The sequence below is a fragment of the Hahella ganghwensis DSM 17046 genome (genome assembly GCF_000376785.1).
Lineage (GTDB): Bacteria > Pseudomonadota > Gammaproteobacteria > Pseudomonadales > Oleiphilaceae > Hahella > Hahella ganghwensis.
The window spans coordinates 22,919-35,502 of record NZ_AQXX01000140.1; the positions used below are offsets into that span (position 1 = coordinate 22,919).

Consider the following 12,584-nt stretch of genomic DNA (forward strand, 5'->3'; position numbering starts at 1 on the left):
AACAGTTTCAACTCATACTCCAACTGTATTTTTTAGAATCTTGATTCACAGTCCCCAGATCATTGCCAGGAAGAGCAACAATGCCAGCACACCTCCCAGTACCATGTAATGCCAGGGCCTTTGTGGAGTAGTATTTTCGCCTTCCTGGCGAGCTTGAATTGACTGTGGGCCGGTGTCGATATTCTGTTCTCCGGCGGATTCGTCTTCCAGCACAACGACCGTCACATTGTCGTCCGCCCCATTATTGAGTGCTTTCTCTACCAATCGATCAGCGATTTCCTGCACTGTAACATCTGCGGCCATAAACTCTAACAACCCCTTATCATTGACCACTCCATGCAATCCGTCACTGCACAGGAGCCAACGGTCACCCGGCAGTCTGTCGACTTCCATGACCTCGACCTGAAGTCCACCCTCACCGGCGGCTCCCACGGCCTGCGTCAGGACATGTCGCATTCGGACACTTTCTTCCTTGGTCAGATGATTACTTTGCTGGACGACCAGTGAGTGGTCTTCACTGAGCTGCTCAAGTTTACCATCACGCAACAGGTAGATCCTGCTGTCACCTACCCAGGCCAGGATCAGATGCCTGCCATCCTCCTTCAATGCGACAATCGTGGAGGCAGCATAGCCTCGCTCTCCGCCGCTATGGTCCCTCATTAACTGTTCATGGCAACTGTGAATCGCTTTATCCAGGTCATTGCCCTGCCTGACCTGTTGATACAATTGCGTACATACGGTAGCACTGGCAACCTCTCCACTGTCACCGCCTCCGACTCCATCGGCGACAGCATATAACCCCAGCGACGGGTCCAGCAGCCCGTTATCCTGATTTTGACGACGTTGCCCCTTGTGGGTGGCAAAAGCTGACTGCATTCTTTCCAAGTCCCTGATCTTGGGAATAAAAAACTAATTGATTTAAACTATAGTCGGTAAACACCAATTACTTCAGTATAGATGGGTTTTCAGATTTCGATCCTGGTCTATACTGTTTTACTGAAGGATTTATCCTGTTGTTATCAAAGTATTACCGGGATAAAGTTACTCGCCCTCCCTATATCTGGACTGGTACAAGAGGCAGATGGCCAAATGTTAAAACTTCAATTTGTTGACGGTAGCCGGGAAAGCATCTGGTTGGTCGAACCTCGTCTGCGGTTCGGCAAGCACGCCGACAATAATGTGGTCATCAATCAGCCAAACATCGAAGACTTTCATGCCGAAATTCGTCTGAAGGATGAAGAACTTTATTTACTCAATCTGAAACCGGAATTCCTGGTCGGAGTCAACGGTAAGCGGGTAAACAAAGCAGTCAAAATCAAAGAAAGTGATGTGATCCAGTTGGGCCAGACCAAGATGAAGGTAGTCCAACCTTCCGCCGATCACAAACAAAAACCGGAAAATCAGCAGGTTCAGGAAAGCGATGAGTGGGGCCTGCAGGCAACTGCGAGTTGGGCAACACAGTCTTTTTATCCGATTGAGGAGTCCGTCATTATCGGCCGTGATGAGCAATGTGACATCACCGTGCCTGTTTCTCACTTGTCGCGGCAACACGCTCAACTGACAGTCGCCGGCAATTACCTGCTGGTGAAAGACCTGGGCTCAACCAACGGCACCTATCTCAATGGCGAGCGAATCACCCAGGGCAGAGCCAAACCCGGAGACAAACTGCGCTTCGATGTGGTGAATTTCACAGTGACCGGCCCCCCCGACGATGCAGACCTTACTATTGTCAGACCCGGTTCTGTCGGAGCGCCAGCAGCAGCGGCATCTCAACCCGCTGCGGCAAAAGCAGCCGCCAAAGCCTCATCGCGCCCCAAACCGGCAACCAAGCCAAAGCAGACCCAGACCGATCAGGAACCTTCTCCTGATGCCAGCAAAAAAACCGGAAGTGGCGGCGGAGTGCTGCTGTACACCGTGATTGGATTCGTCGTCGTGTTTGCTGCTCTATCCGCTTTCTTTTTTCTGAAATGAGCTGAAGAGTCAAATCCGGATACCGGCCAGATCACAGCGCTTTTTATGCCTGCGGTTCATTACAATAAAGACCACAGTGGTTAAGCGGGAGATTCACTATTTGCGTCCAGCATCAACTAGCAGTATAAATTCCTGACAAAGTGCCTATAATAGGCGCCTTGATTCATCGACTTTTCTATTCATCTGAATGCCTCAAACGCCCTCTTCCGATCGCTCAGCACCTCTCGGCATGACAGAGCCGAATGATAATGCCTTTTTCCAGCCTGAGCGGAGCCAGTTCTTTCGCCCACTGACCAGCAAGTACCGTGAAATGGCGGTTGAATGCCTGAAGCTGTTATATCTGCGCTTTTACACCAGTATGGCGGACTACGGCCACGCTTTACGCAAAGAACAGATGCTGGAACTGTTTCAAACTGCTCTAGCCAGGGCTCCAGAACTGGATTTTGAGAACGAATCAGGACTTTTCGCCGAAGATAGCGAATTTTCACCGAATTTTGACGATGGATCGCAGGCAAAAAGTCGTTTCCGCAGTGACCGTGACAAGGCTTTGTGGATACTCAACAATCTGGTTGAAAACGGCTGGCTCGAAGTTCAGGTCGACGAAGTCAGTCTCCAGGCTCGCTATCACTTTACCCGTGCCGGAAGACTTTTTACCCAGCCCTTCGTTGAGCTGAGCGGCTCCTCACTTCGCACCCGGCACCGTAACACCCGAAATACACGCAACGCTTTGCGTGCCTTCGTGGATGAAGGCGAAGTTCATGACCTGTTGGACGCTTACGAATACTCAGAGAGAATCATCAGCGATTTCACCGACATTATCACCGAACTGGAAGAGCGCAAACGTCAGTTGGTCCGGGAAATTGAAGTCACAGCCCTGATTCAGAAAGCCAGTGACGAGTTTTTCGATTTCATGGACAAGCGCTTCCAACCGGATCTCTCGGTGCGCCTGTCGGCCGATTCCGTGGAAAAACACCGGGATGAAATCACCGGTTTGATCCAGGATATCCGCGCTCTGCCCAAGACAACCAAGGCCGAGGCTGAAGGAAAACTTCGTCAATTGCTTCCAGGACAGGTCAAACCAGGCCAGTCTCTGCTCTGGAGCCTCCTTGATGGCATTGAAACCCGCCTCGCCAACGCCTGCGAAATCATGTTGCCGGCATTGCGTGGCGCACTGCGAAACTTTACGCGCCGAGCCGACATAATTATTCGCCAGATGAGCTATCTTGCCAGCCAGCGCCACAATGACATGGTTCAGGTGTGCCAGGATCTTTCCAGCGCCGCCCCGGAAGAACAGAATCGCCGCCTGCAGTTGGCAGGTGACATGATGGCCAATTTGCAGGTTGGCCTGATCGACCCTCGCCAGATCGTTATCCGCGAAGGCCGTCGCAAGCTGGAAGTGGACACCAGAGTCGCCGAAATGGAAGAGCTGGATCAGGGAGCCAGAAAAAGCCTGTTCATACAGAACGCTCTGGATCAGGCATTTGTTATCCATGACGACAATACCCGTGCCTATATGCTCCGAGCACTTTCCGGAGGCCAGAGACTGCATAGCAAGCATCTCAAAATAGAGGCTGCCCCGGACCTGCTGGCGGTTACTCATGCCATCGAACTGGCATCAGTCAACGGCAACTCCAGCGACTATGAATTTATCATTGAACCGACGGGTCATACCCTGAGCAATGACTATCTACATCAGGCAGATGACTTCATTATTGAAGTCCGTTCAAAAACCCCAGAAAACCTATCCGGCGAAAACCAGACACCATGATTATCAGCCAAACACTTGAACAGGAACTTGACCGCCGCGGTCTGCAGCTCAGTGAATTTACCGAACTGGTATTGAGGCTACTGGATTACAGCATCATTTGCCGGGATGAAAGTCAGGTGGAGCAAGGGCTTTACGACCGCTACCTGCGCATTGACACACTAGTGGATGACTTTCTCAGTGTCATGGCTATTCGCGTATTGCATGATCGCCAGTTTCACTATGTGAGAGCCTATCCTCCCGGTGCAGAAGTGCCAGGCCTTGGGGATGAGGTCAACCAACCGTTTAACAGCGGCTTGCGGGCACGCCTGAATCAACAGGAAGTGGCGCTCGTATTGGTTCTGCGCAGCCAGTACGACAAAGCTCTGCGAGAGGGACAGGTGGACGATGACGGCGCCGTGACACTCAGCTTTGAGACTCTGGCCATCGCCATGAAGAACCTGTTGCAGCGTAACCTGCCGGAAAACCTCACCGAGCGGCGAAATCTGCTCAAACGTATCCGTCAATTACGTCTGATTCAGTATAACCAGGAGGACAACCTGGATGCGGGAGAAGGCTGGATCAGGATTCGTCCGCAAATCGTCAATTTTGTCAGTGATGAAGCTCTGGCCGTATTGCGGGGAGAAGACCCCAACGCCCCTGAATCAGAGGAAGAACTGTCAGAGGCCGAGTAAGCTCCACAAGCGAACGGCCCCACGAGCAGCCTACAAAACCACCATAGATGGCCGATGAACAAACTTTCTGGAATTTAAAAGCAAGGTTCGGAGAGTCCTCATCTCTCCTTCTGCTTATTGTTTGAGGTAGTATTCAATCAGCAGGAGATCATGATGAGCCCGGCCATGACAAAACAACCGAACCCAGAAGCCCCTTTTGCACAGCCTCCAAGTTGGGCAGATCAAGACCGTCGCTGGCAGGCACTATCAAGCCGCGACCCCTCTTCAGACGGTGCCTTTTTCTACGCTGTGATTACTACCGGGATTTATTGCCGCCCGACCTGCCCTTCCAGAACCCCCAAGCCAGAAAACGTTCGCTATTTCTCCACCTGTGAGGAAGCAGAACAGGCAGGCTACATTCCCTGCAAACGCTGCTGCCCCAAACAGCCATCATTAGCAGAACGACAAGCTGAAAAAATCACCCTCGCCTGCCGTCTGATCGAATCCTCGGCAACATCATTTACCCTGGCGGAACTGGCCAACCAGGTTGGCCTGAGCAAATACCACTTTCACCGGCTGTTCAGACAGAAAACCGGCTTGACGCCCAAAGCCTACGCCATGGCAAAACGCGAGCAGCGACTGCGGGAGAGCATCCACCAACAGGGGTCCATCACAGACGCCATATACGCCGCCGGCTATAACGCCAATAGCCGTTTCTATGAGCAGTCCGGGGACATACTCGGCATGCGCCCTGAACATTACCGGCAGGGAGGCGAACAGGCGGAAATCCGTTTCGCGATCGGAGAATGTCATCTTGGGGCAATTCTGGTCGCACAAAGTCGGCAGGGGCTATGCGCCATCTTGCTGGGAGATGACCCGGAACCTCTGATACAGGAACTACAGGACCTGTTCCCCAAGGCAACACTGATCGGCGGAGACAAAAGCTTTGAAGACACCATTGCCCAGGTGATTGGCTTTGTTGAAGCCCCGGAAGTCGGGCTGGATCTGCCCTTGGATATCCGGGGCACAGCCTTTCAGAAAAAGGTTTGGCAGGCACTGCGGTCAATCCCGCCAGGAGAAACCCTGAGCTACGCCGATATCGCTCGTCATATTGGTGCTCCCAAATCTGCACGCGCGGTCGCCCAGGCTTGCGCCGCCAACAAGTTGGCAGTGGCCATTCCCTGTCATCGGGTCGTGCACCACGATGGCGCATTATCCGGCTATCGCTGGGGTGTGGAACGAAAGCAGGCACTATTGAATAAAGAGGCTGAGGGAGAAACACTCTGATGAACAGCTTACATGCCCAAACCAGCTTGCCTTTGATGGGCACCGAGCAAAAGACTGACACAACCTGGCACTGTATTGCCGAAGAGCTCAGTCTTCAGGGCCACAGCATCATCAAGAATCTGCTGAGCACAGAGGAGTGCCAGGGACTGAAAGATCTGTATCCTGACCAGAGTCGCTTCCGCAGCAAAGTGATCATGAAACGGCATGGCTTCGGGTCCGGGGAGTACCAGTATTTTTCCTATCCGTTGCCCGACGTTATCAACAAATTAAGACATTTTCTGTATCCCAAGCTGGTCCCTATTGCCAATCGCTGGAATCAGTTAATGAACCTGGAGCCATCCTATCCGCAACAACTGCCGGACTTCCTCGCCAGATGCCATGAGGCCGGCCAGTGCCGCCCCACACCTCTGCTACTGAAGTACGGGCCCGGGGACTACAACTGCCTGCATCAAGATCTTTACGGCGATCAGGTATTTCCCCTGCAGGTGGCAGTTCTGCTGTCCGAACCAGACCGGGACTTTACTGGCGGTGAGTTTGTCATGACGGAACAACGCCCGCGAATGCAATCCCGGCCGGAAGTCGTCCCTCTGAAACAGGGAGATGCCGTCGTCTTTGCGGTGCACCAGCGGCCGGTTCAAGGCACCCGAGGCATTTACCGGGTCAATATGCGACATGGCGTCAGTCGTGTGCGATCAGGGGAGCGATATGCCATGGGTATCATCTTTCATGACGCCAGATAGAGCCTTGAATCTACTCCCATGGGATCAATGCAAAGGGGCTCGACCTGCCAATCACAAAGGTGTAATCCAATCACCACTTGGTCACACCCGCCAATACGACTACAATAGCGCGATGAAATTTCGACTCAGCCCGAATACCCGCAATATCGCATCGGGCCACGATTCCGTGGCATACCAATTACCTGTGAACGGTCTCTATGTTTCTTAAAAAATCGATCCTCGTGAACTGGGGCAATATTCCAAACAATGAATTTGAGTTTGGCCCGGTCAATCTGCTCTCCGGTGGCAACGGCTCCGGTAAAACCACGGCGGCAGATGCCATACAGACGGCCCTGACAGCAGCACACGATTACCTCTTCACCTATAACCCGGGTCAGGACGAGACCACCCAACGGGGACGCGGAGGTAAACAGGTACGGACACTGGCCTCATATGTTCTGGGATGCGACGACGGCAGCTATGCGCGTCTGGGTGTAACCGACGGTTATATTGCGGTTTGCTTTCATCCCACCCAAGGGGAATCGGCCTCCCCCTTCACAGCCGTGATCTGCACCCGTGCACAATTGGATAAAGCCGGCCATCAACCTGTGGCAAGGCAGATGGAACTAAGCTTCCTGATCATTCCCAACACGGAACTGAGTCTCAGCGATTTCCAGATTGAAGACGAAAACGGCAAGCTCCATGTGGTGCCTCTGGATAAAATTGTCGCCAGACTGCGTAAGAACCACGATGTGGAACAATACGACACGAAAAAAGCCTACCTGAAACGCCTTTACGCCATTGTCCGTGGCAAACCCGGCGAAATCTCCGAGCGGGAAGCACTCAACGCAGCCAAAGCATTTTCACGGTTTATGGCCTACAAACCGGTGAAGAGCATTAATGATTTTGTTGCCCAAGAGATTCTGGAGAAAAAAGACCTTGGCGAAGCCATTCGATCCGTCTCCGATCTTCTGAAAACCATTCATGGCATGGAAAGCGAAGCCAACCGGCTGAAAAGCGCCATTCAGATACTGTCTGATGCCAATGCCTATGGACAGAGCTATATCCATACCTGGATAGACCTGAATGTCTGGCAGTACATCACAGCCCGGCATCAATACCTGATGGATCAACAGGCCTATCTGGGGGCGAAGAAAAAGCAGAAAACCCTGGAAGACGAAAAGCAATCCAATCTCGACGAACGGGCGACGCTGGAGGGGCGACACCAGCAGGTAGAATCCCGATTGCTGGAGCTGACCGCCACCCGCATGGGACACAAGCCTCTACAGCAGAAGGATGAGCTGGAAAAGCTGATCAACCAGCATCATAGACAGTTACACGAACAGGCTCCACAACTGCTGGCACAAAACCACCAGTTGGACAAATCCTTCGAGGCCACCGCGCAGATCCAGGCCTTGTTGAGAGATCTGAAAATCCTCAATGAATTGCCTGCACTGGGTCAGAAAGAGCTGCAAGGCAGTGCCCAGCAGTTCATTCAAATGCGTCAAACCGCCAAGATCGATCTGGCGACTTTACTCGGCAAAGACTGGGTGGACATCGCCCCTTTGGAAAATCATCTGGATCAGGCTTATCAGATTCAGCAGAAAGCCAATCAATGGCAACGGCTATGGCATGACAGTGACCTGCGGCCAGATGGTAGCAGTTTGCGGGATCAGGTCGGCAAACTTCTGCATCGCCGGGAGAGTCTGAATCAGAAGCTGGAACAACAAAGATTGCAAAAGCAATCAGAAATCGACGGCCTGGAAACCCGCCAGGTCACCTACCCGTATCACGTCAAAATGGCACTGGAAGCCATTCGCCGCGAATGTCCGCAAGCCGACGCCTGTGTCCTTTGTGACTTTGTGGAAATCAAAGACCCGAAATGGCAGAAAGCCATTGAAGGTTACATCGGCGGAGCACGTTACTCCATCATTGTGGACCCCGACTGGGAAGCCGAAGCGATCCGTATCGTGCGTTATATGAAAGGCGGCAACAATGCGCGAGTGATCCAGGGCGAGAAAGCACGTCGCGACTGTGAGCGCATGAAGCTCGACCAGGCATCTGTCATCAACGTCATGGAATTCTCCCACGCCACCGCCAAGTACTTCCTGACCGCCAGTTACGGCAATGTGTTGCGGGTCAAATCGGAAGAGGAACTGCGCATGACCCGGCGGGGTATCACCGCCAACGGTCTGGGCTCCGGGGCCTACAGCATGTTCCGCAGCGATATTGACGACAGCGAACTGGTCTTTGGACAGGAAGCCCGGGAACGTGCCCTCGAGGCGAAACAACGCGAGCTTGAGCTGATTCGCGAGGAGCACCAGCAGGCAGCAGACCACTACCGTCAACTGCAACAATTGCTGGCAGCCATCGATCAGATCAAGCCTCTCAACTACGCGGATCGTCTCAAGGACATGCTCAGCCTGCACCGTGAACTGCGTGAGGCGGAAGAGCGTTTATCCCAACTGGATCTCGGTGACTTCGAAAAACTGGAAGTAGAACTGACTGACCTGCGGGCACAGGATAAAGCCTTGCGTCAAAAAATCGAAAGCCTGATCAAACGAGAAGGCGGTTTGCTGGCCGAACTCAAACAGGTCGCCGTTGAATGCCAGAAACTCAGTGACGCCAAGGAAGCGTCAGAATCCGCACAGGATGATAAAGAGGAAAACCTGCGTTCTCTGGTGGCCTTGTGGCCGGGCTTTGATTTCGAACAACGCCTGAAACAGGCTGACGAACAGGCAGAAAATATCCGTAGCGACCAGCTCCATCTGGAACTGCAGTTAACCCAGGGCAACATTGAATCATTGGCAAGGCAGTTCGAATCCAAGTTGATCGAGCACAACCAGAGCAGTCAGCTTGGTGATCAGATCGCCTATATGCCCGACTATGACCATCTACATAACCGGGACTTCTTTACCCGCATCTGCGAAGTCTGCCGGGAAGCGGAAATGATCCGGAACCGCCTGAAAAATAATATTCTGGTGGAAAAACAGGAAAAACTGACAGCGTTGAAAGCCACCTTCAACAACACCTTTGTCACTCACCTGTGCCACGCGATCTATCAAGCCATCAACGACGGCAAAAAAATTCTGGAGGATATGAACCGGGAGCTGGAGCATCATCGCTTTGGTGCCGACCGGGAATCCTTCAGCTTTGACTGGACCTGGGTACCGGAATTCAAAGAGTATTGGGACTTCTTCAAGGAAGTCATCAGTCTGCCCAATCTGGGAGAAAGTTCGACCTTGTTTGATGCGGAGCTGACGAAAAAGGCCAGCAAGGTTCGCGATCGCCTGATGGGCATGTTGCTTTCCGATGACGAACAAAAGGCAATGCGGGAATTGGAACGCATCTCCGATTATCGTAATTATCGCAACTATGAAATCTACAAAGAACCCGCCGGCAAACAACGTATCCCGTTATCCCAATACGGCACCGGCAGTGGCGGACAGCTGGAAACACCGGCCTACATTATTCGCTCAGCGGCCATCACCTCGGCATTCCGCTTTGGTGAGGGAGACAGCCATCTGCGTATGGTGCTGGTGGATGAAGCATTCTCAAAAATGGATGAGTCCCGCTCCCGCGAGGTGATCAACTACCTGACCAAAACTCTGGGGCTGCAACTGATCTTCATTATGCCAACCAGCAAATCAGGCCCTTTCATGGATCTGATCAGCAACCAGTTCGTGTTCAGCAAATGCCCGACCACTCAGCCGGTCGGCGAATTGAAGACTCGCGTGCTAGTCGATCGGCAGAAGTGCAATCAGGAAAAAATTGCGGAACTTTGGGCCAACCATCGTAATCTGGTCAGGCACCAGTTCAATCTCGACTTTATGGAAGAGTTCAACTAATCGCGCAGTGGTGCCTGCCCTTGAGGATGTTTGTCCTTACCAATGGAACTGTTTTTTACCAATAGAAAAACAGGCACCACCATACTCCCACTGACCAGGCCACAGCGAGTGCATACCCCAGCATCGCTGTGACCCTCTTTCTGAGCCCCGCATAGCGTTCTGTTATACGCCATCCCAACCACAGACTCCAACCTCCGGTACCTGCCAATATCAGGCCCCGGACACTCTCGGCCCAGAACACCGGCACTTGCTCCGCACGCAACAAACTGATCGTCAGCGCAGACAATCCCAGAAAGACACCGGCACCTGCGATGGGAATCAGGCCAAGGCTCAGATGATACATTCGCTGTGTGGACCAACGTCCCAGAGCTCGGCCGGAAAGTGCCAGAGTCGCACTCAGAACCAATCCGGAAACCAATGCCGTTACGGCGATATAAGCCAATAAAGCCACACCATCCACGAGGTTGAAGACATCATTTTGCTCAGGATAATAGGTCAGCAGCCACCAAGGGGCATAGGACTCCAACGGCCAGAACCAGTTGGATTCTATCAGGTTCAGCGCCAGCGCCTGTTTCAGCGTCACGAACCAGGGACTGGCACTCCAATGGAATGCTCCCACGGCCACTCCCAATAAACCAAACACAATCAGTAGAAAATCCCAACGGGTAGCCTCCGTGGCGCCACTGGTGATTTCTGAACCGGGGGCACGGGCTTCGAGCCTGATGGCATCCCTGTGCCCGGCACAACGGCCACACATATGACAGGGACTGGCACTGTTCAATTGTTTCAGTGGCAAAAAGGTGGGGCATTGAACTTTGGGTAAACCGTGGTTCTGATATTGACGATACTCCTGACGAAACTGTTTCCGGTAAAGCGCCCACTGGTCTGCATCCGACACAAAATGCAGCGGAGACAATTTTGCCAGGAGAGAAAACACGCCGCTGACCGGACAGAGATAGCGACACCAGACCCGCTGATTCCGCCCAAAGAAATAGCCTATTGCCATCGCCGCGATGGTAGAACCACCCAGTATCAACAACGCCGCCTTGGGGTACTGATACACGCTGATCATCTGGCCATACACTGTCGTCATGATAAAAGCGACCAGCGGCCATCCCGGCCATCGCAGCCAGCGGGGAATACTTCTTCCCTGCCCATGGCGGCTGGCCCACTCACTCAGGGTCCCTTCCGGGCAGAATACACCGCACCATAGCCGCCCGAACAACACCATACTGATGAGCACAAACGGCCACCAGATTCCCCAGAACAGAAACTGGGCAAACAGCGTCAGGTTATCCCACAAGTGGGCGTAGTGATCCGGTAAAGGTAGAAATGCCGGTGTCACCACCAGCCCCACATACAAAATTACAACGCCCCACTGGATTTTCTGGACCATTCCCCGGTGATCTCGTAACCATAATCCGATTCGCATCAATAAACCGGTTTCCTGAGAGTCAAGACAGGTGACAGGAATAGGCTCCATCGTCATATTCAAACCATTCCAGAGATAAACAGACCAATCATGTCCGGACCAACGTAGACTCAGAGGTACGCCTCAGACGCCAGACCACCAGCAACCAGAACCCGGCAAAGACCAGCACAGTGGTCAGTGCAGGATAGGCACGATAGCCTGTCAGGGCCGACAGAATCCCACCAATGCGGCCAGTGTCGTCCAGCCAACTGGAAGTGTCCCAAAGTGGATCAATGATCGCTGGGACCAGACCCAGCCCTATCAAGCGGTCAGTCCCCGAAATCAACAATGAACCGGCTAGAAGCAACAGCAGAATTTCACTTAAACGAAAAAAGCGGCGCCAGGACAACCGAGTCCCCTGTTGCAGAAGTAGCCAGGTGATGACTGCCAGACCAATCCCCAGACCAACCGCAAACAGAAACTGCATCCAGTCCCCCAGGCTGCTCTGCATATGGCTCATGCCATAGAGGAAGATAGCGGTTTCCGCCCCTTCACGGCCTACCGCCAGACAGGCCAGCAGCGCCAATGCCCACCCGTTCCCGGCCGCCAGTGCCTGGTCATGCAGTTGACGCCCTAACCCGGCACCGTAGCGGCGCATCCAGAACACCATATGGACGATCAATCCGGCTGCCACAAACACCATGCCGACACCAAAAAGATCCTGCCAAATCCCGTCAACGACCTGTTGTACGCCCAGCAACAGCCCTCCCAGGACAAACGCCAGCCCTATCCCGGCAGCAACACCGGCATAAAGGTAACGCAACCCTGCCTGATGATGACGGTTAAGCCAAGCATAAAGGATTCCAATCACCAGCAACGCTTCGACACTTTCCCGCCAGACAATAAATACAGCCTGTTCCACAATCGTCT

9 protein-coding genes are annotated in these 12,584 nt (G+C 53.0%); 6 read left to right on the forward strand and 3 right to left on the reverse strand.

What is annotated here, in order from left to right; all coding sequences use genetic code 11:
- Positions 1-45: 45 nt before the first annotated feature.
- Entirely contained in the window at positions 46-876 is an 831-nt protein-coding gene (locus F566_RS0126840) for a PP2C family protein-serine/threonine phosphatase (protein WP_020410137.1), read from the reverse strand.
- Positions 877-1,089: 213 nt separating this feature from the next.
- Here F566_RS0126840 and F566_RS0126845 point away from each other — a divergent pair, with 213 nt between their 5' ends.
- The 6 genes from F566_RS0126845 (at position 1,090) to F566_RS0126870 (ending at position 10,243) form a co-directional block, all read left to right on the forward strand.
- The gene (locus F566_RS0126845) at positions 1,090-1,971 is read left to right on the forward strand and encodes an FHA domain-containing protein (protein ID WP_157497135.1); all 882 of its coding nucleotides are present in this window, start codon (positions 1,090-1,092) and stop codon (positions 1,969-1,971) included.
- Positions 1,972-2,200: 229 nt separating this feature from the next.
- On the forward strand, positions 2,201-3,739 hold the full coding sequence (locus tag F566_RS0126850; RefSeq protein ID WP_033416971.1) for a Wadjet anti-phage system protein JetA family protein: 1,539 nt from the start codon (positions 2,201-2,203) through the stop codon (positions 3,737-3,739).
- Entirely contained in the window at positions 3,736-4,410 is a 675-nt protein-coding gene (locus F566_RS0126855) for a DUF4194 domain-containing protein (RefSeq protein WP_020410140.1), read from the forward strand. The genes F566_RS0126850 and F566_RS0126855 overlap by 4 nt, the downstream gene beginning before the upstream one ends.
- A gap of 165 nt (positions 4,411-4,575) precedes the next feature.
- A complete protein-coding gene (ada, locus tag F566_RS0126860; RefSeq protein WP_026180348.1) occupies positions 4,576-5,676 on the forward strand; it encodes a bifunctional DNA-binding transcriptional regulator/O6-methylguanine-DNA methyltransferase Ada in 1,101 nt (366 codons plus the stop codon).
- On the forward strand, positions 5,676-6,416 hold the full coding sequence (locus tag F566_RS0126865; RefSeq protein ID WP_020410142.1) for a 2OG-Fe(II) oxygenase: 741 nt from the start codon (positions 5,676-5,678) through the stop codon (positions 6,414-6,416). The genes ada and F566_RS0126865 overlap by 1 nt, the downstream gene beginning before the upstream one ends.
- 197 nt (positions 6,417-6,613) lie before the next feature.
- A complete protein-coding gene (locus F566_RS0126870) occupies positions 6,614-10,243 on the forward strand; it encodes an ATP-binding protein (protein ID WP_020410143.1) in 3,630 nt (1,209 codons plus the stop codon).
- A gap of 55 nt (positions 10,244-10,298) precedes the next feature.
- On the opposite strand, the gene F566_RS0126875 is transcribed toward F566_RS0126870, so the two are convergent.
- The gene (locus tag F566_RS0126875; RefSeq protein ID WP_020410144.1) at positions 10,299-11,732 is read right to left on the reverse strand and encodes a 4Fe-4S binding protein; all 1,434 of its coding nucleotides are present in this window, start codon (positions 11,730-11,732) and stop codon (positions 10,299-10,301) included.
- A gap of 31 nt (positions 11,733-11,763) precedes the next feature.
- On the reverse strand, positions 11,764-12,576 hold the full coding sequence (locus F566_RS0126880; RefSeq protein ID WP_020410145.1) for an FTR1 family iron permease: 813 nt from the start codon (positions 12,574-12,576) through the stop codon (positions 11,764-11,766).
- Between the last annotated feature and the right edge of the window lie 8 nt (positions 12,577-12,584).

What these genes read in the sequence shown, in the direction of transcription:
- F566_RS0126875 (WP_020410144.1), bottom strand. Translation starts at nt 11,732, where the DNA reads ATGACGATGGAGCCTATTCCTGTCACCTGTCTTGACTCTCAGGAAACC.
- F566_RS0126870 (WP_020410143.1), top strand. Translation starts at nt 6,614, where the DNA reads ATGTTTCTTAAAAAATCGATCCTCGTGAACTGGGGCAATATTCCAAAC.
- F566_RS0126840 (WP_020410137.1), bottom strand. Translation starts at nt 876, where the DNA reads ATGCAGTCAGCTTTTGCCACCCACAAGGGGCAACGTCGTCAAAATCAG.
- F566_RS0126865 (WP_020410142.1), top strand. Translation starts at nt 5,676, where the DNA reads ATGAACAGCTTACATGCCCAAACCAGCTTGCCTTTGATGGGCACCGAG.
- F566_RS0126855 (WP_020410140.1), top strand. Translation starts at nt 3,736, where the DNA reads ATGATTATCAGCCAAACACTTGAACAGGAACTTGACCGCCGCGGTCTG.
- ada (WP_026180348.1), top strand. Translation starts at nt 4,576, where the DNA reads ATGACAAAACAACCGAACCCAGAAGCCCCTTTTGCACAGCCTCCAAGT.
- F566_RS0126850 (WP_033416971.1), top strand. Translation starts at nt 2,201, where the DNA reads ATGACAGAGCCGAATGATAATGCCTTTTTCCAGCCTGAGCGGAGCCAG.
- F566_RS0126845 (WP_157497135.1), top strand. Translation starts at nt 1,090, where the DNA reads ATGTTAAAACTTCAATTTGTTGACGGTAGCCGGGAAAGCATCTGGTTG.